Source organism: Pseudomonas sp. WS 5027 (assembly GCF_012985695.1).
In the GTDB taxonomy this organism is placed as follows: domain Bacteria; phylum Pseudomonadota; class Gammaproteobacteria; order Pseudomonadales; family Pseudomonadaceae; genus Aquipseudomonas; species Aquipseudomonas hygromyciniae.
Genome location: NZ_JAAQWU010000006.1, coordinates 187,067 through 211,101, shown reverse-complemented (window position 1 = coordinate 211,101; position 24,035 = coordinate 187,067). Strand labels below are relative to the sequence as shown.

Sequence of the window (24,035 nt, the reverse complement as noted above, 5' to 3'; positions counted from 1 at the left end):
ATGAAAAAGGCACTGCACGGCGCAACCGTTTTACTCACACTCCTCGGCGGCGGGGAGGCTGTCGCGGTGGAATGGATGAACAACAGCGTAGGATTTCGCTACGGGCAACAGTTCACCAACCCAAACAACCCCAACGACTTCAGCAAACGCATCTACAGCTTCACCCATGCCAGCGGCTACCAGTACGGCAGCAACTTTCTCCATCTCGACGTATTCCTTTCCGACAGCCGCGACCCGCGCAAGGGCACCGACCACGGTGGCAGCGAAGTGTATGCAGTCTACCGGCACCAACTGTATGCATCACGGGTATTCGACATGCCAGTGGGCACCGGGCTGATCAAGGATTACGCGCTGACCCTGGGCTTCGATGCCAACCGCAACAACAACCTGGCGTCGGCCAAAAAACGCGCCGTGGTGATCGGGCCGACCCTGAAGTTCAATACCGTCGGGGTGCTGGACCTGAGCCTGATGTACTACAAGGAAAACAACCACTCTGGCATCCCCGGGGCGAAGGATCCGAACCACACCTTCGACGACACCTACATGCTTAACCTGACCTGGATGCGCCCGTTCGAAATCGGCAACCATGGCGCGAAGTTCCAGGGGTTCATCAACCATGTCGGTGACAAGGGCCATGACTACAACAGTCGCGACACCGCCGCCGAAACCCTGATGCGCACCGCGCTGATGGTTGCCGTACGGCCAGGTAAAAGCGTCAAGCCCAACCTGTACCTGGGGGTGGGCTACGAATACTGGCATAACAAGTTCGGTGTGGATGGCGGCCGAGGTAGCCGCACCTCGACGCCAACTGTGAATATGGAAGTGACGTTTTAAGCGGCCGCCAACTGCGACTCATCCGACTTGGGCCGCGCCAGCCAGTAACCCAACACCGCCAGCGGCGCGGTCGCCAGCATCACGATTGCGGTGATCTGCAAGGGCTCTTCGATCAGCGACGACACCAGCAGGCTGGCGACGAAGCACAAACCCAATTGCAGAGTGTTTTGCAGCGCGGCAGCCTTGCCGGAGTTTTCCGAAAAAGGCATCAGCGCATTCGCCACTACAATCGGGTAGCTGGCGCCGTTGACCAGGGCCATCAGGCAGAACGGAATCAGCAAGGTGGTCAGAGTCGGCACCGTCAATGTCGCCACCAGGTACAACGCCACCATGCTGATGCAGTACGCCACCAGCAACCAGGGCAACAGGAGTTTGCCCTGGAACCGTTGCAAGGCACTGCGGCAACTGTAGCCCCCTACCAGAAACGCCAGGGTCGGCAAGACGTAGCTCAGGCCGATGTCATTGGGGCTGTAGCCCATGCCACCGAGAATAAACGGCGATGCGGTCAGCCAGGCGAAGAAACTGGCGGAGCACGCGGCAAAGATCATCACATTGCCGGTGAACACCCGCGACTTGAACAGTTGGCCGTAGCCCAACCGAGCCTTTTCGCCGTCGGCGGCCTGGCGTTTGGGCATGGGCTTGAGTAACAGCGTGGGTACCAGCAATAACAGCGAGACGCCCAGCAACACGGCGAAAATCGCCTGCCAGCCCCAGTGATTCAACACCACGGCGCCCAACAGCGGCGCCAGCGCCGGTGACAGGGACATCAACGGCATGATGCTGGCGAAGACCCGATGCGCCTTGTCGGCCGGGTAACGGTCAATCACCAGCGCCTGCCAACTGACGGCGGCGCTGCACACCCCAATCGACTGCACAAAACGCAAGGCCAGCAGCTGCGGCGCGGTCTCGACCCAGAACATCCCCAGGCAGCCGAGCACAAACAGGCTCAGGCCGGCCAGCAGGATTGGCTTGCGTCCCAGACGGTCAGATAGCGGCCCCCAAAGCAATTGCCCCACGGCAAAACCGGCGAGGAAGATACTCAAACTGGCCCCCACCGCACCGGGGGAAATTTGCAGGTGTTCGCCCATGGCGCCGAACGCGGGCAAGTACATATCCATGGCCAGGTAGCCGAGCATGCTCAGCCCCGCCAGGTACCAGGTAAAACCAAAAGAATTTTTCATTGAAGCCTTGTAGGTACTGCCATCAAACAATTTGCTGACTGGCGCCTATTATGAAGCTGACAGTTAGGCTGTGAAGCGATAATAATTGAACACTCTTATCAATATTTTTGAAGGCAACGCCCATGTGGTCCGAATACTCCCTGGATGTGGTGGATGCGGTAGCCCGCCATGGCAGCTTCAGCGCTGCCGCCCAGGAGCTGCACCGCGTGCCCTCGGCCATTAGCTACACCGTCCGGCAAATCGAGGAGTGGTTGGCGGTGCCGTTGTTTGTCCGCCGCCACCGTGATGTGGAACTGACTCCTGCCGGCCGCCTGTTCATCGACGAAGCCCGCGGCGTGATGAAAACCATGCTCGGCGCCCGCCGACTGTGCCAGCAAGTGGCCAATGGCTGGAGCGGCCAACTAAAAGTGGCGGTGGACTCTATCGTCAAACAGCAGCGCTGCCGGCAGTTGGTTCTGGACTTCTATCGCCAGTTCCCAGAAGTGGAACTGCTGCTGGAATACGAGGTGTACAACGGCGTGTGGGACGCCCTGGCAGATGAGCGCACCGATATCGTGATCGGCGCCACCAGCGCGGTACCGGTGGCCAGCCACTTCACCTTTCGCGACATGGGGCTGTTGAACTGGCTATGCGTGGTCAGCGCCCGGCATCCGCTGGCACAGGTCGAGGGTTTGCTCAGTGACGATCAACTGCGGCCCTTTGCATCGCTGTGCATGACCGACACTTCACGCAACCTGCCCAAGCGCGACACCTGGACCCTGGACAACCAACGGCGCCTGGTGGTCCCCAACTGGGCATCGGCCATGGATTGCCTCCAGGATGGGCTTTGCGTCGGCATGGTTCCGGCGCACTTGGTGCAACCGTTGATCGACAGCGGCGAATTGGCGGCGCTGCAACTGTCACGGCCGTTCCCGGCCAGCCCGTCCTGCGTGGCCTGGGCGCAGAACAAACTGTCCCCGGCCATGACCTGGCTGCTGGACTACCTGGGGGATAGCGAGACGATGAACCAGGAGTGGCTGAACGGGCCAGGGTCACAGTAACCGTGCGATGGCCCGCACAATCATCTCCACCTCCTTGTTATCCAGGGTCAGGGGCGGCAGCAAGCGAATCACCTTGCCCCGCGTGACATTGAGCAACACCCCCTGCTCCCGTGCGGCTCGCTCGGCCAGGTCACGCTGCGGCTTGACCAGTTCAATGCCGATCATCAAGCCGCGCCCACGGATTGCCAGCACTTTCGGATGCTCGCTCAATTCCACCCGCAGCCGCGCCAGCAGCCGCTCGCCTTGACGCGCGGCGTTCTCCAGCAGGCCTTGTTCCTCGATGATATCCAGCACCGTGCAGCCCACGCGACACGCCAGCGGGTTACCGCCAAAGGTGCTGCCATGGCTGCCGGGGGTGAAGAGCTTGGCCACTGCGGCGCGCGCCAGGCAGGCACCGATCGGGATACCGTTGCCCAGACCCTTGGCCAGGGTCATGACGTCCGGGACGATTCCCTCCTGCTGGAAAGCAAACCAGGTGCCGGTACGCCCGATGCCGGTCTGGATCTCATCGAGCATCAATAGCCAACCGTGCTGGCTGCAGTGGGCGCGCAATGCTTTCAGGTAGCCCGGCGGGGCGAGTTGCACGCCACTTTCGCCCTGGATCGGCTCCAGCAATACGGCAACTATCCTGGGGCCGAACTCACGGGTCACCGCGTCCAATGCCGCCAGATCACCAAAGCCGACCTTGATGAAATCACCCGGCAGGCGCTGGAACCCCAGGCGCACCGATGGCCCATCGCTGGCGGCCATGGTGCCCAGGGTGCGGCCGTGGAAGGCGTTCTCCATGACCACCACCAGCGGCTGCTCGATGCCTTTTTTCCAGCCATGCAGGCGCGCCAGTTTCAACGCGGTTTCGTTGGCTTCGGCGCCGGAATTGTTGAAGAACGCCTGATCCAGGCCGGACAACTGGGCTAACCGCTGGGCCAGGCGCTGCTGCCAGTCGATGCCGTACAAGTTGGAGGTATGCAACAGCAACCCGGCTTGCTCGCTGATTGCCGTCACCAGCCGTGGGTGGGAGTGACCGACATTGGTCACAGCGACTCCGGCCACGGCGTCCAGGTACTCACGGCCCTGCTGGTCCCACAGACGGGTGCCCAAGCCACGGGTAAAACTCAGGGCCAGGGGTTGATAGGTGGTCATCAAGCAAGCGGCGGTCATGGCATCGGGCTCCATCGGGGTCAGGGCCTTAGTATCGTTAGCCACTTAAGCTGGATAAACTGCACATATCTGCAATGACTTTGAATCAAGAGTTGATAATGGATCTGTTCCAGGCAATGACCGTCTACGTCAAAGTGGTGGAGACCGGTAGCATGACCGCGGCGGCCCAAGCCTGCGGCCTGTCGACCACCATGGTCGGCAATCACCTGCGCGCCCTGGAGCAACGCCTCGGCGTCAGCCTGCTTAAACGCACTACCCGCAAGCAAAGCCTGACCGAGTTCGGCGGCCTCTATTACCAGCGCTGCCTGGAGGTGCTGGGGTTGGTGGCCAACTCCGAGCAGTTGGCTGAACAAATCCACAGCGAGGCGCCCCAAGGGCTGCTGCGCATCACCGCCCCGCCCGCGTTCGGTGCCGAGCGCCTGGCACCGGCGCTCAGTGAGTTTTCCCGACGCTACCCAAAGATCCAGCTGTACGTGGTGTTGAGCAATCAAGCCATGGACCTGATCGACAGCGGCTTCGACGTGGCGCTGCGCCTGGGTGAGCTGCAGCCTTCCAGCCTGATCGCCCGGCCGTTGCAGGACTACACCATGACCCTGTGCGCGTCGCCGGCTTACCTGGCGCGCCGGGGTACGCCCCAGCAGCCCATGGATTTGCAGGCCCATGACTGCCTGGCATTCGCCTACCCGTCGACCGATGACTGGCGCAACGCCGACAAACTCTGGCGCCTGCGGGGAGCCGAGGGTGAAGTCGAGGTCGCCGTGTCTGGGCCCATGACCATCAACAGCTCCCAGGCGCTGCACCGTGCCGCTGTCGAAGGCATGGGCATCGTGATGCTGCCCGACGCCCTGGTCGGCGCCGACCTGCTGGCGGGCCGGCTGGTGGCGCTGCTGCCAAGCTATCAGTCACCTTCGCGCTCGATGCACCTTTTATATGCGCAGGACCGTTATCGCCTGCCCAAGCTGCGGGCCTTTGTCGACTTCGCGATCGAACAATGGGCGCGCTAGACGCCCAGCCCCAAGGCCTGCAACTGGCGCCGGGTCTGCTCGGGTGATACGTGGTGAATACCCTGCCAGCCCAAGGCAATGGCGGCATTGGCGTTCTCGGCGACATCATCGATAAACACCAGTTCTTCGGCCTGGATATCCGGCAGATGGGCACGCACCTGCTCGAGGCTGGCGCGGTAGATCGCGGGATCAGGCTTGATCAGCTTCACCTCGCCGGACACTACGATGTTGCGAAAGTATTTCAGGAATGGGTAGTTGGCGCGGGCATAAGGGAAGGTTTCTGCGGACCAGTTGGTCAAGCCGAACAACGGGACTTTGGCTTCATGCAGGTCTTCAAGAATCGCCACGCCATCGGCGAGCGGGCCGCGCAGCATTTCATGCCAGCGGTCGTAGTAGGCCCGGATCAAGGCCTCATGTTGCGGGTGTTCGGCGATCAGGCTGTGGGTGGCCTCAGCCAGGGTGCGCCCAGCGTCCTGTTCAGTGTTCCAGGCCTGGGTACAGATGTTATCGAGAAACCATTGGCGCTCCTCGTCACCGGTAATCAGCTTGCGGTACAGATGCTGCGGGCTCCAATCAAACAGGACACCGCCGAAATCAAAAACTACTGCACGAATCGTCATGAAGATCCTCCGTTAGCCTAGTGTGATAACGGACGCAGTCTGGCACATCGAGGTCAAGAAGGGGCAAGCGAGAAAAGGTAGGACGGTTCCCAAATGTGAGCTTTTTGGAGGAGCCGGCTTGCCGGCGAAAAACCCGAGAACACCACGGGGCGCCAGGCACCCCGCGTAATCGTTGACGATTTTCGCCGGCAAGCCGGCTCCTACAAAGGGTTAAGCCTGGACCAGACCTTCGATCTTCACGGTCGGATTGACGTCAGCCTCGTAGTCCACGCCATCAATCTCAAAACCGAACAGACGCAGGAACTCAGCCTTGTAGCCGGCAAAATCGCTGATCTCGTTGACGTTGTCGTCGGTCACCTGATTCCACAGCGCCGCTACGGCGTCCTGGACTTTCGGCTCTAGCTCAGCCAGGTCGGCACGCAGGCGGCCATCGGCGTCAAGCTTCGGCTGGCTGCCGTACAGGCTGTCCTTGAACAGACCGTAGACCTGCTCGATGCAGCCTTCGTGGGTGCCCTGCTCTTTCATCACCTTGAACAGCAGCGACAGGTACAGCGGCATGATCGGGATCGCCGAGCTGGCCTGGGTAACCACGGCCTTGAGTACCGAGACACGGGCATCGCCCTTGAGTGCGGCGAGGTTGTCGCGCAGGGTCAGGACTTTCTTGTCGAGGTCTTTCTTGGCCTCGCCGATGGAGCCGTTCCAGTAGATATCCTGGGTCAGCTTTTCGCCCAGATAGGTGAACGCGGTGGTCTTGGCGCCTTCGGCCAGCACGTCGGCGTCACGCAGGGCGTCGATCCACAGCTGCCAGTCTTCGCCGCCCATCACTTTGACGGTGCCGTCGATTTCTTCCTGAGTCGCCGGCTCCAGCGTGGTGTCGACCACAACGCCCTTGTCGGTGTTGATCCCGCGCAGGGTCACAGCCTTGCCAATCGGCTTGAGAGTAGAGTTATGCACCACGCCTTGCGGGTCGGTGCGACGTGGCGCGGCCAGGCTGTAAACCACCAGGTCGATCTTGCCCAGGTCTTTCTTGATGGTTTCGATGGTCAGGCGCTTGATCTCGTCAGAGAACGCATCGCCATTGATGCTCTTGGCGTACAGGCCTTTTTCGGCAGCAAACTTGTGGAAAGCGGCGCTGTTGTACCAGCCGGCAGAACTGAGCTTGCCTTCTTCGCCTTCTTTTTCAAAAAACACGCCAAGGGTATCGGCGCCACAACCAAAAGCGGCACTGATACGTGCTGCCAGGCCGTAGCCGGTGGACGCACCGAGCACCAGGACTTTCTTCGGGCCGCCTTCGATGGCACCGTGCTCGGTCACGTAGTCGATCTGCTCTTTGACGTTCGCTTCGCAGCCAACAGGGTGGGCGGTCACACAGATAAAGCCACGAACCCGCGGTTTGATGATCATAAAATTTCTGCCTCTTCCAAGGTGCCGATGGCCAATGGTGGCCATTACGGCGTCAATCGTACTGGTCTATGACGTCCGAAAAACCGAAGCGTCACGATAGTCGCAATTCTTCTGTTCTCAAAATCCAATCCACAGCGGGGAAAGGCACTATATTTTTCCAATAAGGACGCGAACTCAGCAAATTGTGCGGCATGATGAGGCTGTACGGAGTTTGCGTCCTGCCTGTAGGGCAGGGAAAATGCCCGTCCTGTGCGACCGTATTCGGCGCTCGTCATCCTCATGCCACTGGCTATTCATCGCCCGGTGGCTGCGCTTTCAGGGAATAAGAATGCCTCAACGCCAAGTCATCAATGCCTCCGTCAGCCCCAAGGGCAGTCTCGAAACGCTGTCGCAACGTGAAGTCCAGCAACTGAGCGAAGCCGGTTCCGGCAGCATCTATACGCTGTTCCGCCAATGCGCCCTGGCAATCCTCAACACCGGCGCCCATATCGACAATGCCAAGACCATCCTCGACGCCTACAAGGATTTTGAAGTCCGTATCCATCAACAGGATCGCGGCGTACGCCTGGAACTGCTGAACGCGCCCGCCGACGCATTCGTCGATGGTGAAATGATCGCCAGCACCCGGGAAATGCTGTTCAGCGCCCTGCGCGATATCGTCTACACCGAAAACGAACTCGACAGCCAACGCATCGACCTGAGCACCTCCCAGGGCATCACCGACTACGTGTTCCATCTGCTACGCAACGCACGCACGCTGCGGCCCGGGGTCGAGCCAAAGATCGTGGTGTGCTGGGGTGGGCACTCGATCAATACCGAAGAATACAAATACACCAAGAAAGTCGGGCACGAACTGGGCCTGCGCAGCCTCGACGTGTGCACCGGTTGCGGCCCGGGCGTGATGAAAGGCCCGATGAAGGGCGCGACCATTTCCCACGCCAAGCAACGCATCACCGGCGGGCGCTATCTGGGCCTCACCGAGCCGGGCATCATCGCCGCCGAAGCACCGAACCCGATCGTCAACGAACTGGTGATCCTGCCGGATATCGAAAAACGCCTGGAAGCCTTCGTGCGCGTCGGCCACGGCATCATCATCTTCCCGGGCGGCGCTGGCACGGCCGAAGAGTTCTTGTACCTGCTAGGCATCCTGATGCACCCGGACAACCGTGAGGTGCCCTTCCCGGTCATCCTCACCGGGCCCAAACAAGCGGCGCCGTACCTGCAACAGTTGCATGCGTTTGTCGGCGCGACCCTCGGTGAAGCGGCCCAGGCCCACTACCAGATCATCATTGATGACCCCGCCGAAGTCGCCCGGCAGATGACCGCGGGCCTGAAGTCGGTCAAACAGTTCCGCCGCGAGCGCAACGACGCCTTCCACTTCAACTGGCTGCTGAAGATCGACGAAGGCTTCCAGCGCCCGTTCGACCCGACCCACGCCAACATGGCCAGCCTGCAACTGAGCCACGCCCTGCCCCCCCATGAACTGGCGGCCAACCTGCGCCGGGCGTTCTCGGGGATCGTGGCGGGTAACGTCAAGGACAAGGGCATCCGCCTGATCGAACAGAACGGGCCCTATGAGATCCACGGCGACCCGACAATCATGAAGCCGCTGGATGAGTTGTTGAAAGCGTTCGTGGAGCAGCACCGGATGAAGCTGCCCGGCGGCGCAGCGTATGTGCCGTGCTATCGCGTCGTGCAATAAGGAAAATTGCCAGGTCATAGGTTGTATTGCTTTACGGCTGTCTGTGGGGTGTAGAGGGAACGAAAGCGGACTAGGGTTTTAACTATTCCGATCACTGACCCCACAGAAGAGCAACCTATGGACCAACGGATCTTGTCCTCCATTATTCCTTACCCTAAGGTAAGGAATATCCCGATGGAGACCTTCATTATGGCCACCGCCACACTCACCTCAAAAGGGCAAATCACCATCCCCGTTCAAGTCCGGACCGCATTGGGCCTGGATACCGGAGACCGGGTGGAATTTGTCGAAATAGAAGATGGCAAGTTTGCCATCGTCGCCGCCAACCACAGCATCCAGGAGCTCAAGGGGCTGATCCGCAAACCCGCGAATGCCGTCAGCATTGAACAAATGAACCAGGCAATCGCCGCGCAGGGAGCGAAGGCTGGATGATTGGCCTGGATACCAATGTGCTGGTGCGTTACGTCACCCAGGATGATCCCGTGCAATCGGCCAAGGCCTCGCACCTGATCGAATCCCTGACCGTTGCTGCGCCGGGTTTCGTCAGCCTGGTTTCGGTAGTGGAGCTGGTATGGGTATTACAGAGCTGCTACCCATGCACCAAGACGCAAGTGGTAGCGGTTCTGGAAACCCTGTTGCGTACCCGCGAACTGATCATCGAACATGCCGAAATCATCTGGCAGGCCGTGCGCCGATTCACCACGACCAAGGCTGATTTCGCCGACTGCCTGATCGAGCGCTGTGCCCACGCCGCCGGGTGCGAATACACCGCCACCTTTGATACAGACGCCGCGAAGGCCACCGGCATGCGGCGCCTGGGCTGAGCCCTGGCGTTGCTGCAAAGGACCTACTTTGGTAAACCTGTGTTCCATTGCCCCTTGAGAGACTGCCCTACGTGCGTACGCTTCTGCTCGCTAGCCTATTTCTGACACCCACCCTGGCCTTGGCGCAAACCATCGCCTGGCCCGACCTGCCGGAGACCTGTTTTGTCAGTGGGCGGTCCGCCACCAACGAGGATGTAGACCGTGGTTGCGCGGCGTTTCTGATCAATGTGAAGGGCAAGGCAGCCGGTACACCGATCAAAATGGACATTCCCCAATACGCCATGCACATCGAGGCAGGTACCCTTAAGGAGACCCCGGTGGTCATCATCCAGGCGGAACAGAATGGCAAGATCAAGGCTGTGGGGTACAAGGAGGTGGGTACCGAACAACTGGGGGCAGCGCTGCTCAAGGAACTGCGGTTGCTGGGAACGAAAAAACCGACCTAGTGGGGCAAAAAAGCGCTCCCGGCTTATGGCGTACACACCATGGTTTGTCGTTTCAAACGCACCAGAATCAGCCCCGCCACCACCACCACGATACCCACATAGGTCGACGTATAAATCACATCGCCGAACATAAGTGCGGCCCAGACCAACGTCACGGGTGGCTCCAGATAAACCAGGACCGCCACATGGGTGGCCGTCATTACCTGTAGCAGCATCCAAAGGCTCAGATACGCGATGAACGTTGAAAAAACCGTCAACCAAACGATCGAGATCAACACGCCCGCCCCCTGCGGAACACTCAACGTGTCGGTATAGAGCACAGCAGCGGTAAAGCCGATCAAGGTAACCAGCGACTGAATGAACAGCGACAGGCTCAGCGTACTGCCATGAGTTTGCGTCAGTGCTGCGCGGCGCTCATACAGCGTTGCCATCGTCAGCCCCAATGCCGAAACAAGCGGCAGTAGATACATGACCAGCCCGACCTCGGCACCGCTATTGCGGTATTGCCCAGCGATCACAATCGACACGCCACAAAAACCGATCATCAACCCCAACCACTGCCAGCCCCCGCTGCGCTCCACTGTACTGCCTGACGAAAGGGCCGCTGTCATCAGGGGCTGTAGGGCAGCAATGATCGCCGCAATGCCTGGAGGCAAACCGTTTTGAATGGCCACATAGACACAACTCAAATAGAGAAACTGCGACAAGAAACCGATCACCGCATGATGGCGGATTTGCGCCCAGGAAATCTTCAGCAGTGCGACGTTCAAAAACAGCGCCAGGCACACTGACACCAGCAAGAAACGCCAGAACAGCAAGTTGAACGCGCCTGCATCCTGGGCGCCCATCTTGGCCCCAATGAAACCGGAACTCCAAGACAGGACAAAGACAACCTGCAATAGCAGTAGCTTCAGCGCATCCAGGCGCGTGAGTTTGAGAAACCTCATAGGCGAACCGCCAGGTCGGCAAAAGTAATAGGCTCAATGCCGAGCCGCCGGTATTGCTCATCGGCAGGTAAGGCCAAGTCGCGCTTAAGTTGAAACCATAGCCTGATCGTCCTCAACACACCATCATCGGAGGCAAGGTGCCAGAACTTGTTCACATCCGCTGCGCTGTAAGGACAATGGAATGAAAGCACCAGCGACATGCGCCTACCGGACATGAGTGGGCGAACCCCATGAAACACACGACTGCCGTAGATATAAACAGCATCACCGCAGGCCTTGGCCACACTGGTGCAAAGACGTTCACCCAAGTCATTCACATCAAAGAGCTCGTTTGGCCCTTCAAAAAAGACAAACTCCCCACCCTCATACTCGCCAGGGGCCGATAGCAGGATATTCAGTACGAAACTCGTACCATCGGTATGCCACATCCCGACTTGGGCCTTGGCCTCGGGGGCCTGAGGCGGGTAAAAATAGTTAACCTGCGAACGCGCCCGCAAAAACGGATGAGGCACCAAGGGAACGCCTGCAATCCGTGACACCGCTAACAAGAAGGCGCGACTGCCCATCATTTCCCGCAGCAGGGTCGAAGACTCGGTAGCCGCCCGAGTACGATTGGAAATAATCCAATCGCTGGTGGTAGAGCCTGCTTCCAGTTGATAACAGGCCCGGCGTAATTGCACGACGCCTTCTTCACTGAACAACCCCGAAACCTGTGCCACTGCTGTCAACTGTTCAGCCGAGGCAATATCCACCGACGAACTGGCATAGCCAAGTTCGGCCAGGCTTCGGTGGTACCCAAGCAAAGGGGCCGTCTTGTTCAAGTAGCCATCATTCCAATGCTGCAAGGTATCCAGCAATGCACCAGGGTGCTTGCAGCGCAACGATGATGGAGAAAACGATGCCTGCAATGCCAATTTCAACCGTCCGGCCCCCTGTGCAAAGACGGGTAGGTCACTGTCTCGCCTCATTGTTACAAACCTCCCTCGTGGTCCAGGCAGTACTCAGCCAACTGATACATGACACTGCCATCGCCACTGCAATACTCGCCAATGACCCGGCAACTGCCGTATTCCTGCCGCACACGGATGAATTGTTCACGGGTGTATTTCAGGCAGACATTCGTCAAGAGATAGCCGTCATTGTGACCATCATTGACAGGGAGCAACGTTGCGGCGACGCGGTAGCAGTGGTCGTGGTGCTCAATCTGGGAAATGACGACTCGATGGTCATCCGTTTTCTTCAAGCCCAGTTTCAAACCGATCAGGTCAGAAAACCGGCTCATGCAATCGTGCCCATAAAAACGATGGATATGAGCGTCCCCCTCAGCGGTGGACAGTTGCATTTCTGATAAGACGTACGTTCGCATACCGCCTACCCGACGGATGATCTCGCCAATGGTATCGGGCAACTCGTTGCCCTCTTGAAACCCCAGCATGGTGATCAGCGTTACATCCTGCCCCCGTTCGAGCTGATGCCTGTGCAGGTCACGAAAGTCAGTGGCCAAGTAGGAAAACCCTTGGGGAGTTGACAGCAGCGGTTCTACCACTCGGCGCATGACCGCCTGCGAAGCGCTGTTGATATCCACCGCTGTGTAGTGTTGCGGTTCGCTGCCGCACTCAAGCAAATAGCCCATCAGCGCAGACGTTTTCACCGGCTCCGGACCCAGTTCAACGTAATGCAAGCTCCCCGGTCCCAGAAGATCAACCAAATCAGAAGCAACCGAATACAGGATTTCGCCCAAGGAGCCTGACCCACAAGGCGCAGCACACAAGCCTGCACCGCTTATGCCCTCAGTGTTCAAAGTCGTCATCAGCGCCAGTATTTCTTCACTGAGCTGCTGATTCAGGGCCGAGGTATACCCAGGCAATGTCGAATATTTCTCAGCGTTTTCAATCGTCCAAATGTGCCCGCCAAGCTCATGATTACTCTGCAAAGATGCGACAACCAGCGTGTTGATATCCATATGTACGCTCCGACTCTTTTTTTATTCGGTATGCAGGCGCGCTCCTGTTTGACCCAAAGACTAGGATGACGGCATGATTTTGTATATTTGAATAATCTGCATAACTAATCCCGAAAAGAGGGATCATGAACAAGCAACTGAACATTGACCTCTTGCGTACCTTTCATGCTGTTGCCCGCTTCAGGCGTTTCAACGAAGCCGCCAACCATGTGCATCGCAGCGCCTCGACCGTCACGACACAAATTCACAAGCTGGAGAACCTGGTAGGCCAAAGGCTCTTCAGCCGCAACAACCAGGGCGTAGAACTGACGATGTATGGCAAGAAATTGCTGAGCGAGACCACTGATTTCCTGAAAAGCCATGACCGTTTACTCGCCTCGCTAACCCCACAGCGCATGCAGGGCAAAATCCGCCTGGGTTTACCTGACTCCTATGCGCCGGCGTTTATGCGTGACTTCCTTCCACAACTGATTGCAGACAACCCTCTGCTCGAACTGGAAGTGGAGGCAAGGTCCAGCGGCGAACTGTCCACGATGTTCAGTCGTGAGCAAGTTGACCTGGCATTGATCGTCAGCGCGCAACCGCTGGAACAAGGCGAGCGGCTGGGTGCAATACAGCCGGTGTGGGTCGTGGCCGAGCACTTCCAGAGACCTGAACAGGCACCGCTTCCCATCGCCGTCCAGTTGAGCGGGTGCCCATACCGGGAGTCGGCTCTGCGTGTGCTGAAAGAGCACGGGGTGTATTACCGAATCCTGCTTGAGAGCGCCAGTTCAACAGCCGTAGAAGCCGCCATCATGTGTGGGTTGGCGGTTGGGCTGATCGAGGAGGAACGTAGGGTCCCAGGGCTGACCCGGGTCATTCCTGGCGTTCAGTTACCGGGGTTGTCGCCGCATCAGGTTTATCTACTGTCTGATAGCGGCAATCACCTGGCGCTTCATCTGCATGAACAGGTCAAAAAAGGTTTCCGTATTTGACCGGTGTAAGTACATCGAAACGCCACAACCAAAAAACCCGCTGACCGTTTCCGGTTCAGCGGGTTTTCAAGTGTCGATGCAGCCCTGGATCAGGACTGCCTCAACCGCTTACAGCGCGATATCAGCCGCCGGCTTGCTCGGCTCGGCCGCAGGCTTGGCAGCCTCGGTCGCTTGAGGCGCTGCCATTTCAGGAATGGCTGGCGGAGGCGTCAGTTGCAGAACCTTGGCGGTGTAGGCCCATTCTTGCGCAACGCGCTCAGGGCTGCCGTTCAGCTTGGTGCCATAGCTAGGCACGATCTGCTTCAGCTTTTCCTGCCAGGCCGGGGTAGCAACCTTGTCCTTGAACACTTTTTCCAGCACGGTCAGCATGATCGGCGCTGCGGTGGACGCACCTGGCGATGCACCCAACAGGCCTGCGATGGTGTTGTCGGCAGAGCTGACCACTTCGGTACCGAGTTTCAGGACGCCGCCCTGCTCTTCGTCACGCTTGATGATCTGCACGCGCTGACCGGCTTGCCACAGGCGCCAGTCTTCTTTCTTGGCGTTAGGGAAGTACTCTTGCAGCGCCTTGAAGCGGTCGTCATCCGACTGCATCAGTTGGCCGGCAAGGTACTCGACCAGTGGGTATTCACGAATACCGACTTTGGTCATTGGCCAGATGTTGTGGGTCGTGGTGCTGGTCAACAGGTCCAGGTACGAGCCTTCTTTCAGGAACTTGGTGGAGAAGGTCGCAAATGGGCCAAACAGGATCACGCGCTTGCCATCCAGCACACGGGTGTCCAGGTGCGGTACCGACATCGGTGGCGCGCCGACCGAAGCTTTACCGTAGGCCTTGGCCAGGTGCTGCTCGGCAATCGTTGGGTTCTCGGTCACCAGGAACGAACCACCAACCGGGAAGCCAGCGTATTCCTTGGCTTCAGGAATGCCCGACTTTTGCAGCAGGTGCAGGGCACCGCCGCCCGCGCCGATAAACACGAACTTGGCGTCGGTCTCGGTCTTGGTGCCATCTTTCAGGTTTTTGTAGCTAACGCGCCACGAACCGTCGGCGTTCTTGGTGATGTCCTGCACTTCGCTCGACAGTTTCAGATCAAACTTCGGCGTGGTTTGCAGGTGAGCGACGAACTGGCGGGTGATCTCGCCAAAGTTCACATCGGTACCGATCGGAGACCAGGTAGCCGCGATTTTCTGGTTCGGGTCACGCCCTTCCATCATCAGCGGAACCCACTTCTTGATCTGTACCGGATCTTCGGAGTATTCCATGCCAGCAAACAGCGGGCTCGCCTGCAGCGCTTCGTAACGCTTCTTCAGGAACTTGATGTTGTCATCGCCCCACACAAAGCTCATGTGCGGAGTGGAATTGATGAACGAGCGCGGGTTCTTCAGAACGCCTTGCTGAACCTGCCACGACCAGAACTGGCGGGAAATCTGGAACGCTTCGTTGATCTCGACCGCTTTCGGGATCTCAACGGTGCCGTCCTTGTTTTCCGGGGTGTAGTTCAGCTCAGCCAACGCGGAGTGACCAGTACCGGCGTTGTTCCAGCCGTTGGAGCTTTCTTCGGCGACGCCGTCCAGGCGCTCGACCATCTCCATCGACCATTGCGGCTCCAGCTCATTGAGCCAGACACCCAGGGTCGCACTCATGATGCCGCCGCCGATCAGCAGCACATCAACTTTCTTTGCCTCTTCCGCCTGGACGGAAGTAATCCCCATCGACAAAGCCAACCCCAGCAGGGCGGTGTTCACTTTTTTAAACATCGTAGCACCTATGATAAAACGCCTTCCGCCCTACCGCCCTCGACCTTCCGGCAACCGTGGTGCGCAAAACATCAGGCAATGTTTTGCTGGTTCCCGTACTCGCAAGAACTGCAGGGTGGGCACACAAGGCCGACGTATCGACCTCACTTTTATGTCCCTTCTGCGCTGACTTCTTATCATTATTGGCTTCAGCTACCTCGGCGACAGCTACCCTGCCGGTACGCATTCGGGAGCGCGTACCAGAGAGAGAATAGACCAAGATGGCGCGCAGAATATCATGCTCGGGCTGGATCGGGCGCCTGTTCTGGACTTGCTGGTCGTGTTGGCCCGCGGTTTAGCTTCACCTGAGCAACCAGATATCCTGTAACAAGGCCAATTACCGCCCTGACAGAACGTAAGTGAACTAAAAATCAGGAAAGTCGATGGGAATCATCGACATTTTACGGTTTTCCGGCATGCCCGATTGTCGATAATCGCGTCTTCTCAAAGGGGAGGCGCATATCCAGATGACTGCGGTAAAAAGTTATACGGCCACGGCAAAGTGGCTGCACTGGGGTATGGCGCTTATCTGGATTGTCGCCTGGGTCATTGGGATCCTGGCCGTTCACTGGCGCGATGAATTCAACCCGCTGCATCAACTCACCTTCTTACACAAGGCAATGGCCAGCACTCTGCTATTCCTCGTCGTCCTGCGCATCGCCTGGCGCCTGACCCATGCAGCACCCGCACTGCCCGATACGATGACCCCACTGGTCAAGCGTGCTGCGTTCATCGGCCATCTGCTGCTGTACATCGTAGCGCTGGTTGGGCTGCCACTATCCGGCTGGTACTGGAGCTCGGTCGCCGACAAACCCATTCTGGTTGCGGGCATATTCTTGCTGCCGCCACTGGTGGAGGCAGATAAAAGCCTCTATGACCTGGCAAAGGCGATTCATACCTACTGTGCGTGGCTATGCGGAATCCTTGTGGGTGGGCATATGGTGGTGGCGCTGAAGCATCACTTTATGGACAAGGACAAGGTACTGGCGGGGATGTTGCCGGGGCGTGTTGACTAACGTGGAAGGTCTCTCAATACCCGGCATCAACAGGGCTACCCGGTTCCTAATAAACTGATAGCCCTGCGCGCGCGCCAATCCGATACCTCAATGCCCCTACAAACTGCATCACCACCATTTTCTCGCCGTTTTTCGGTTGCGCCACCGAGCTCGGAAAAACAAAACACCAAGGCATTCCAATCTGCCATAGCGGCCTGAATTTCCGGCTTTCGGTTGCCGGTATTGCTGCCGGACACGGCCTGTTCATTTTGGGTGTGGGCCTGATAAAGCATAGCGGCTTGCCTCTTCCATCAAGTCATCACACATAGGATTCGCCTTGAGAACGTGAGCTGCGGGATCGATCCTCGACAAGCCGAGCGCCGTCTGCTCTGTGGCAGATGCCCAAACCTCTCCCATAGGCCCGACAATTTGGCTTTCCCCCCTGAATGTCACCTCTACGCCCTCATACATCTCCACACCACTACGATTGGCACAGATTAGCGGAGTGGCATTTTCCATCGCTCGAATACGTGCAAGCTGGGTTGTCCAAGGACCACCATAGTTGGCTGGACAACACAATAGTTGTGCACCCTGGCGCACCAGCAAACGTGCGGCTTCTGGCATCCAGAGGTCAAAACAAGTCAGAACGCCAAAGCGGCAGATTCCGTCATCAAAACACGTCAATGAATCGCCCGGGGTAAAGAGGACTTTCTCTATGCGTGACAGGTGACATTTACGTTGTTTCCCTAGCCAGCGTCCCCGTGATACGACAATCGCCGTGTTGTATATGTAATCGCCATCACGCTCAGCGATGCCTGCAATTAACGTGGCGTTCTTATCTGCTGATAGTTTCAATAAAAACTGCGCGGTTGGCCCATCGAGCGCCGATTCAGCACGACGGAACAACGCTTCACGGGAGTCGTGAAAATAACCGATGGTGCAAAGCTCGGGCATCACCAACAGATCAAATTGTGCCTGGTCCACAACATCGCAAATCTGCCTGAAATTTGCTGCTGGATCGCCAAACGAAACGGGATACTGCAAAAAAGCGGTCAGCATGAAATTGTTCAACCATTGCTAAGGTTTTCTGGGCCCAGATTCATCTTCCGTTGGGCGGTGTAAGGTTGAACTATACCCTCACCGGCTATCAGGGGTGCCATCTGCGCCAAGTCAGGGCTGGGCCGTTTTTCGCGGTTCCTGACACCTGGGCCTCGACCTCTAATGCCTCAACCTGAGGGCCCGCACGCTTAGCGTTCGATTTTGTCCGTTTTCTGTATCGTCTCTACACATAATTATGTAGCAATTGCTTGTCGCTCCAATCTCGACATCACCTACAAACTCCAACATCTGACGCTGGGTGAGTGAGAGTGCAGCCATGTGAAGGGAAAAGACCGAGGGAAAATGGGCTAGATTTATTTAACTCCGATAACCTCAACAGATTCGTGCCCCCTCCCCGCGAACTGCTCAGATTACGGAACAAGGCGTTGACTGGCTTCACGGGGTATCCAGGCTTTTATTTAGTTCCGAGAGGCCGAGGTACACCGAAGACCTGTTCGGCGTGTAGCCGCCTGTGGAGTGCATCCCAGGGGAAAACGGTGGGCCCAATCAGGGCGCCAAGCGTCTAAGGACACTTGGCGCTCGGCATCGTCGACGTGTCTATCTAAGGCCGAAGCAGAACAGGCTATTATTATCGTAGTGATAGAAACACATCCCTGAAGAGTCGTTTTTTAGTAGGCGGACATACGAAGTGCTACCCTCCGAGAGCTCCAGCTGCCTATCTAATATAATAGGAACTCCGAGCTCACTTAATAAAGTGCGCAGCCCATCCGTCACAACTTGCTTTTCGATGGACATATAGGCATACGCACCCCAAATAGGAGTAATATCCCCGGTCACATATAAGTATTCGGTTTCTCCCGCCTTTTGCCAAGTCGAAGTATATTGAAACGATCGGTGTCCCAGCGTCATAGTTTCAATATTATTTATCACGCGCTCATTTTTCAACGCATTATCTTTCTCGAGGTATATTGCAGTGCGCATTTTATACTCGACATTTTTTTCCACGCCCCACTCTCGCAAATAAACTGCCAGCGCAATCAAAACCAAACTACAAATCAGAATAACCAAGAACATAAACCTTTTAAAGCTCATGACTCCCCTCCTGCGCGTGACAGGCAATTCGCAACAGCATAATCCAACGGTACCGATATCGGCACTGTATAAGAGCTGAAGCCTGCGGAAGTATAACATACAACCCTATATCTTTTTTCATGAACCCTAACCATAATTTTCCCATAAGACCCCATAGGGATATTTTTAATTTGAGCCTCCAAAGGAGCTGCAATATCTTTTTTTAATGAGGTAATAAATTCAACATCAAGCTCCCCAACATTAAATTTTGTAATCCTTAGAGGATCCCTAGTTAAAATCTCAAACTCCGGCTCAAACAAGTAGATCAAGGAAGCCAAAAAAAACAAAAAAACAAACACCCTCAACAAACGCACAACAACGTGCTTCCGGTTTACCCACCCAAAAGACTTGCTGGCTCTCTCATCAACTGTAAAAGTTAGATCTGCACTATTAGTTGCTACGCCCAACTCCTGAACCGACTGTTTTTCAACACTGAGAGAGCCAACCAAAAAGTCCGAATTAAACATATAGCCAGTTTTCGGACTAGTAACAATAATTCCATGTCCATCCGCACCGAAGAAAGACCTTATATTAAAAATAGCCTGCGCCAAGCTACCAGTTGCAACTACACGCCCAGGCCAACCAAACAGAATTAACTGCTCCTTGTTAAATACTTCTCCCGACCTAGAGACAAGTTGATACAAGACCCTAATCTCCGCAGTACCAAGGTTGCAGATGATGGGCTGCTCCTCAAGATCTCTCACCCTCAACCTTTTTTTAGGGCCGTCAAAAAACAAACGAGCCCACCTCTTCTTCCCAGAGTCCATATAGACTGTAAAAACTTCAACCCCCACACCTATTTCCTGATCAGGCATAGCCGCTTCTCACTTTAGATCGGACTCATAATCAATATAGACGATACTGAAGCAGTAGAAACGCAAAGGAAACCCCCACACTACGAAATCTCTCTCACCCCCAAGCAAATAAAATTAATAAACGATCAATGATTTGACCGAGCGTTAAACAACCTCCAAATTTGACGTAACGAATTGTGGAGCAACGAACATGCAAAATAAGTCGAACGCCAATAGTACCAACTGCTTTGTCGAACACGACCAACTATCGAAGGATTACCAACAGCAGATCCTCGACTTGAACAAGCGACAGTTAATTCCTGCACACTCGTTTAGCCAGGTTTTTAGCGCCGCGCTTGGTGATCGTATTATTATTAGCAATCTTCCTTCGAGCCCAACCCACAACTCATCAAGTTTCTGCGATAAAATTTCAATCGAGATAACCTCAACAAGCAAAAACTCCATCAACCTCAAGTTAACCATCAGTAACAACACTTTTTTAATAGAGAAACAATTACCAGCAAAGAGTTAAGCCAGTTCCAAGAACTGGCCACACTTCAAAAACCGAGCATTTCAAAGGCTATTACAGTCGATTCGTATAAAAACCGGCTTGCCTTATCTGGATACCTAGAGATACTGGAGCTTGCCCATCCACCAATAGAAGCAGAGCACAAGACATTCATAACTTACGCTTGACCCCTGAGCCTTGGTAATTATTGTGCATTCAATATTAAGACATACATCAAGGCGCAACTTCACCAACCAACGGATTAATTAAAAACCCCACCATTGCACATCGACCTCCTTCAACCCTTCAGCAGGTTTCTAATATTATTGAAAACTTGAGCAGGAGCTCCGTCACTGACACTAGAAATTCTTGAGATATATAATGCGCACCCCCCCTCATCGTCCCTCAAGGTTTCAGGGGGTCTTTGGGCTGTGCTTCCGACCGGCAAAACAATAAAAATTGTGTCTCTCAGTAAAATTAGAAACCAACGAGTCTAGGAAGATAGTACTTCACCGCCCCTACAGCCTTATCTGACAGTTAGAGAATTATTGTCGGTTACAATTTAGTTAAGTCACCCATCACCTCACAACGTACTTCTTATACAACACCTGCAATATTGCATAGGGCCTTTAAACCCTCACCAATCCGGGGTAGCTATCAAAAAAGCAACAACCCTTCCTTACTTTCAAAAACCTCAGATGGATTCGCTAACTTCATAAGGTTTGAAGCGCATTACCTCCTCCCCAATCCAGTCATTCAACTGCGTCATTCGCGCCTGAATCGGCTCCAGTTCATTGGCTGCGTAAATCTGCGCCGCCTCCCTGATCGACCCAAACCCACCTGCATTCACCGAAGCTGAACGCCTCGATCTTGCCCTCACTACGCGGGATAAACTCCTGCGTTGTCACGGTGGGCACCTGGGCCATCTGCTTGGTACTTCTGCGGCGGCTCGACATCAAAAAATCTCCATCCGCCCGGTATTGGCAGTGGTCTGCCCTTCCTGCGGTTCGTTGTGCAATGCATGAAAGAGCGCCCATGCCAGATCGGCGTGACCGGTGTTGTCGTTGCGGCCGGCGGTATAAGTGAATTGGCGACCGCCTGCGGTGATGGTCTTGCGGATCGTCATCAGCGACTGCGCCATATCGGTCCAGCCGGCATCGAACTCCAGCCGGCCCCGGTGGATCACCTCATAGGCCTTCAGCACCAGGCGCGTCTTGACCTCTGGCGAGTAGCTGAAGGTGGTGACGTTGGGGAAGAATTGGCGCACCAGCTGGGAAAAGGGGACTGGGAAAAGGGGACAGATTTATTTAACTACGACAACCTCAACGGACGGGCCCACGCCATCCCCGCGAACCCATTCCTGTTAAACTGCCTCCCCTTCGCAAAGCTCAACTCAGATCCTCATGCCTCCAAACAAAGCTCCAACACAAGCTTTCTCCCGTCGCTTCTCCGTCGCCCCGATGATGGACTGGACCGACCACCACTGCCGCTACTTCCTGCGCCTGCTCTCCAAGCACGCCCTGCTCTACACCGAGATGGTCACCACTGGCGCCATCCTCCATGGCGACCACGAACGTTTCCTGCGTCACAACGAAGCCGAGCATCCGCTGGCGTTACAACTGGGCGGCAGTGTTCCGGCGGATTTAGCGGCTTGTGCCCGTATGGCCCAGGACGCGGGTTATGACGAGGTGAATCTGAACGTCGGCTGTCCCAGCGACCGGGTGCAGAACAATATGATCGGCGCATGCCTGATGGGGCACCCCGCTCTTGTGGCGGACTGTGTGAAGGCTATGCGCGATGCGGTGTCGATTCCGGTGACGGTCAAGCATCGTATCGGGATCAACGGGCGGGATAGTTATGCCCAACTGTGTGATTTCGTCGGGCAAGTGAAGGACGCCGGTTGCACCAGTTTTACCGTGCATGCGCGGATTGCGATTCTGGAGGGGCTGTCACCCAAGGAGAATCGGGACATTCCGCCGCTGCGTTATGACGTGGCCGCGCAGTTGAAGCGCGATTTTGCCGAGCTGGAGATTGTTCTCAACGGCGGAATCAAGACGCTGGAGCAATGTGCAGAGCATTTGCAGGTGTTTGATGGGGTGATGCTGGGTCGTGAGGCTTATCACAATCCGTATTTGCTGGCAGAAGTGGATCAGCGGTTGTTTGGCAGTACGGCGCCGGTGATCAGTCGGGCCGAGGTGTTGGCGCAGTTGCGGCCATATATCGCCGCGCACCTGGCTGCGGGTGGGGCGATGCATCACATTACGCGGCATGTGTTGGGGCTGGGCACCGGATTTCCGGGGGCGCGCCGGTTTCGGCAGTTGTTGTCGGTAGATATTCACAAGGCTGCGGATCCGTTGGCTTTGTTGGATCAGGCTGGGGCGTTGCTGGAGGGTCGCTGATGGACGGTGCCAGTCGATTTATTCGGTGACGGGTCCATCGCTATCGCGGGCAAGCCCGCTCCCACCTTTGATCTCAGCGTTTATTGCATCGGGTTGAACCTGATAGCGATTCTGCCCTCCTATTTACCAGCACGGCCGGTCATTCAAACGGCTGTTTTCAGGTTGTTGCCCTCGCAAACGATCGAACGCATTTGCGCCCTTGAGCGGCTAGCAGCCCTCGGGTAATGTCATCAGACCCATAGGACAGAGCACGCCCATGACTTCCAAGCTGGAACAACTCAAGCAATTCACCACTGTAGTTGCCGACACTGGCGATTTTGAAGCTATCGCTCGCGTCAAGCCGCAGGATGCCACCACCAACCCTTCCCTCTTGCTCAAGGCTGCGTCGATTCCAGCCTACGCCAAGCTGCTGGATGCCTGCGTGCAGGATTGCAACGGTGATGTGGGCCTGGCCAGTGACCGTTTTGCGGTGGCTGTCGGTCAAGAGATCCTGAAAGTGGTGCCAGGGCGCATTTCCACCGAAGTGGATGCCCGCCTGTCGTTCGACACTGACGCAGTACTCAAGCGTGCGCATCGCCTGATCGACCTGTACGAAAAGGCCGGTATTGGCCGCGACCGCGTACTGATCAAGATCGCATCCACCTGGGAAGGCATTCGCGCCGCCGAGCAACTGGAAAAGGAAGGCATCCAGACCAACCTGACCCTGCTGTTCTCCTTCGCCCAGGCCGTGGCCTGCGCTGAAGCCGGGGTGTTCCTGATTTCGCCGTTTGTCGGTCGTATCTACGACTGGTACAAAAAGGCCAATGGTAACGACTACACCGGCACCGATGATCCAGGCGTGCAGTCGGTAACGCGCATCTACAACTACTACAAGGCCAATGGCTACAAGACGGTGGTGATGGGCGCGAGCTTCCGCAACCTGAGCCAGATCGAAGAGTTGGCCGGCTGCGACCGCCTGACCATCAGCCCGGACTTGCTGGAGAAACTGGCGGCCGACAATGGCAAGCTGGAGCGCAAACTGGCGCCAGGCCATGCCGGTGAACCTCGTGTGCATATGACAGAAGCGCAGTTCCGTTGGGAGTCCAACGAGGATGCGATGGCCACTGAGAAGCTGGCTGAGGGCATTCGTCAGTTTGCTCGTGACCAGGAGAAGCTGGAGGCGTTGTTGAGCGCCAAGCTGTAAAAAGCGGGCACGGTAAAAAGGGCGGCATCTGTTAGGATGCCGCCCTTTTTTGTACCCGTTCAGTCTGTGTTGGTT

23 protein-coding genes and 1 pseudogene are annotated in these 24,035 nt (G+C 56.5%); 11 read left to right on the top strand and 13 right to left on the bottom strand.

Going from position 1 to position 24,035, the window contains the following annotated elements; translation table 11 throughout:
* Positions 1–834, top strand: a complete 834-nt coding sequence (locus tag HBO09_RS10265) for a nucleoside-binding protein (protein ID WP_169992424.1) — start codon at positions 1–3, stop codon at positions 832–834.
* Here HBO09_RS10265 and punC read toward each other — a convergent pair.
* Positions 831–2,015 (bottom strand): purine nucleoside transporter PunC, encoded by a 1,185-nt coding sequence (punC, locus tag HBO09_RS10260; RefSeq protein WP_169992426.1) that lies wholly within the window; start codon positions 2,013–2,015, stop codon positions 831–833. The genes HBO09_RS10265 and punC overlap by 4 nt on opposite strands.
* Before the next feature lie 122 nt (positions 2,016–2,137).
* Between punC and punR the strand changes: the two genes are divergently transcribed.
* Positions 2,138–3,055: a DNA-binding transcriptional activator PunR gene (punR, locus tag HBO09_RS10255; RefSeq protein ID WP_169992428.1), complete on the top strand. Its 918-nt coding sequence runs from the start codon at positions 2,138–2,140 to the stop codon at positions 3,053–3,055.
* On the opposite strand, the gene HBO09_RS10250 is transcribed toward punR, so the two are convergent.
* Positions 3,047–4,213 (bottom strand): aspartate aminotransferase family protein, encoded by a 1,167-nt coding sequence (locus tag HBO09_RS10250; RefSeq protein ID WP_169992430.1) that lies wholly within the window; start codon positions 4,211–4,213, stop codon positions 3,047–3,049. The genes punR and HBO09_RS10250 overlap by 9 nt on opposite strands.
* A gap of 98 nt (positions 4,214–4,311) precedes the next feature.
* On the opposite strand from HBO09_RS10250, the gene HBO09_RS10245 reads away from it, so the two are divergent.
* Complete coding sequence (locus HBO09_RS10245; protein WP_169992432.1) at positions 4,312–5,217, top strand: LysR family transcriptional regulator; 906 nt, start codon at positions 4,312–4,314, stop codon at positions 5,215–5,217.
* On the opposite strand, the gene HBO09_RS10240 is transcribed toward HBO09_RS10245, so the two are convergent.
* Entirely contained in the window at positions 5,214–5,837 is a 624-nt protein-coding gene (locus tag HBO09_RS10240) for an HAD family phosphatase (protein WP_169992434.1), read from the bottom strand. The two genes, HBO09_RS10245 and HBO09_RS10240, sit on opposite strands and share 4 nt — an antisense overlap.
* A gap of 210 nt (positions 5,838–6,047) precedes the next feature.
* Positions 6,048–7,241 carry an enoyl-ACP reductase FabV gene (gene fabV / locus HBO09_RS10235; protein ID WP_169992436.1) on the bottom strand — a complete coding sequence of 398 codons (1,194 nt, stop codon included), beginning with the start codon at positions 7,239–7,241 and terminating at the stop codon, positions 6,048–6,050.
* Between the two features lie 328 nt (positions 7,242–7,569).
* Here fabV and ppnN point away from each other — a divergent pair, with 328 nt between their 5' ends.
* The 4 genes from ppnN to HBO09_RS10215 all read left to right on the top strand — a co-directional run bounded on the left by ppnN (position 7,570) and on the right by HBO09_RS10215 (position 10,213).
* Positions 7,570–8,943 (top strand): nucleotide 5'-monophosphate nucleosidase PpnN, encoded by a 1,374-nt coding sequence (gene ppnN, locus HBO09_RS10230; RefSeq protein ID WP_169992438.1) that lies wholly within the window; start codon positions 7,570–7,572, stop codon positions 8,941–8,943.
* Positions 8,944–9,117: 174 nt separating this feature from the next.
* Positions 9,118–9,375, top strand: a complete 258-nt coding sequence (locus HBO09_RS10225) for an AbrB/MazE/SpoVT family DNA-binding domain-containing protein (RefSeq protein ID WP_169992440.1) — start codon at positions 9,118–9,120, stop codon at positions 9,373–9,375.
* Positions 9,372–9,767, top strand: a complete 396-nt coding sequence (locus HBO09_RS10220; RefSeq protein ID WP_169992442.1) for a type II toxin-antitoxin system VapC family toxin — start codon at positions 9,372–9,374, stop codon at positions 9,765–9,767. The genes HBO09_RS10225 and HBO09_RS10220 overlap by 4 nt, the downstream gene beginning before the upstream one ends.
* A gap of 71 nt (positions 9,768–9,838) precedes the next feature.
* Positions 9,839–10,213 (top strand): hypothetical protein, encoded by a 375-nt coding sequence (locus HBO09_RS10215; RefSeq protein ID WP_169992445.1) that lies wholly within the window; start codon positions 9,839–9,841, stop codon positions 10,211–10,213.
* Between the two features lie 23 nt (positions 10,214–10,236).
* Here the strand turns inward: HBO09_RS10215 and HBO09_RS10210 are convergent, their stop codons facing one another.
* The 3 genes from HBO09_RS10210 to HBO09_RS10200 are packed head-to-tail and all read right to left on the bottom strand — an operon-like array spanning position 10,237 to position 13,123.
* Positions 10,237–11,160: a DMT family transporter gene (locus HBO09_RS10210; protein WP_169992447.1), complete on the bottom strand. Its 924-nt coding sequence runs from the start codon at positions 11,158–11,160 to the stop codon at positions 10,237–10,239.
* The gene (locus tag HBO09_RS10205) at positions 11,157–12,080 is read right to left on the bottom strand and encodes a 2OG-Fe(II) oxygenase (protein WP_262381211.1); all 924 of its coding nucleotides are present in this window, start codon (positions 12,078–12,080) and stop codon (positions 11,157–11,159) included. The genes HBO09_RS10210 and HBO09_RS10205 overlap by 4 nt, the downstream gene beginning before the upstream one ends.
* Positions 12,081–12,130: 50 nt before the next feature.
* Positions 12,131–13,123, bottom strand: coding sequence for a hypothetical protein (locus HBO09_RS10200; protein WP_169992451.1), 993 nt, complete (start codon positions 13,121–13,123; stop codon positions 12,131–12,133).
* A 125-nt stretch (positions 13,124–13,248) separates the two neighbouring features.
* Here HBO09_RS10200 and HBO09_RS10195 point away from each other — a divergent pair, with 125 nt between their 5' ends.
* Positions 13,249–14,097 (top strand): LysR family transcriptional regulator, encoded by an 849-nt coding sequence (locus tag HBO09_RS10195; RefSeq protein WP_169992453.1) that lies wholly within the window; start codon positions 13,249–13,251, stop codon positions 14,095–14,097.
* A gap of 108 nt (positions 14,098–14,205) precedes the next feature.
* Here HBO09_RS10195 and mqo read toward each other — a convergent pair whose 3' ends face one another.
* A complete protein-coding gene (gene mqo, locus HBO09_RS10190; protein WP_169992455.1) occupies positions 14,206–15,852 on the bottom strand; it encodes a malate dehydrogenase (quinone) in 1,647 nt (548 codons plus the stop codon).
* 506 nt (positions 15,853–16,358) lie between these two features.
* On the opposite strand from mqo, the gene HBO09_RS10185 reads away from it, so the two are divergent.
* Positions 16,359–16,907 (top strand): cytochrome b, encoded by a 549-nt coding sequence (locus HBO09_RS10185; RefSeq protein ID WP_169992457.1) that lies wholly within the window; start codon positions 16,359–16,361, stop codon positions 16,905–16,907.
* 35 nt (positions 16,908–16,942) lie between these two features.
* On the opposite strand, the gene HBO09_RS10180 is transcribed toward HBO09_RS10185, so the two are convergent.
* The 5 genes and pseudogenes from HBO09_RS10180 to HBO09_RS10160 all read right to left on the bottom strand — a co-directional run.
* On the bottom strand, positions 16,943–17,179 hold the full coding sequence (locus tag HBO09_RS10180; protein ID WP_169992459.1) for a hypothetical protein: 237 nt from the start codon (positions 17,177–17,179) through the stop codon (positions 16,943–16,945).
* Positions 17,151–17,945, bottom strand: a complete 795-nt coding sequence (locus HBO09_RS10175; protein ID WP_169992461.1) for a nitrilase-related carbon-nitrogen hydrolase — start codon at positions 17,943–17,945, stop codon at positions 17,151–17,153. The genes HBO09_RS10180 and HBO09_RS10175 overlap by 29 nt, the downstream gene beginning before the upstream one ends.
* Before the next feature lie 597 nt (positions 17,946–18,542).
* Entirely contained in the window at positions 18,543–19,037 is a 495-nt protein-coding gene (locus HBO09_RS10170) for a hypothetical protein (protein WP_169992463.1), read from the bottom strand.
* On the bottom strand, positions 19,034–19,891 hold the full coding sequence (locus HBO09_RS10165; RefSeq protein ID WP_169992465.1) for a winged helix-turn-helix domain-containing protein: 858 nt from the start codon (positions 19,889–19,891) through the stop codon (positions 19,034–19,036). The genes HBO09_RS10170 and HBO09_RS10165 overlap by 4 nt, the downstream gene beginning before the upstream one ends.
* Before the next feature lie 1,442 nt (positions 19,892–21,333).
* Positions 21,334–21,654: pseudogene (locus HBO09_RS10160) on the bottom strand (terminase); the annotation flags it as partial.
* A 127-nt stretch (positions 21,655–21,781) separates the two neighbouring features.
* Here HBO09_RS10160 and dusA point away from each other — a divergent pair.
* Together dusA and tal are read left to right on the top strand one after the other, a co-directional pair.
* On the top strand, positions 21,782–22,777 hold the full coding sequence (gene dusA / locus HBO09_RS10155; RefSeq protein WP_169992467.1) for a tRNA dihydrouridine(20/20a) synthase DusA: 996 nt from the start codon (positions 21,782–21,784) through the stop codon (positions 22,775–22,777).
* A 256-nt stretch (positions 22,778–23,033) separates the two neighbouring features.
* Positions 23,034–23,960, top strand: coding sequence for a transaldolase (gene tal / locus HBO09_RS10150; RefSeq protein ID WP_092231713.1), 927 nt, complete (start codon positions 23,034–23,036; stop codon positions 23,958–23,960).
* Positions 23,961–24,035 lie beyond the last annotated feature (75 nt).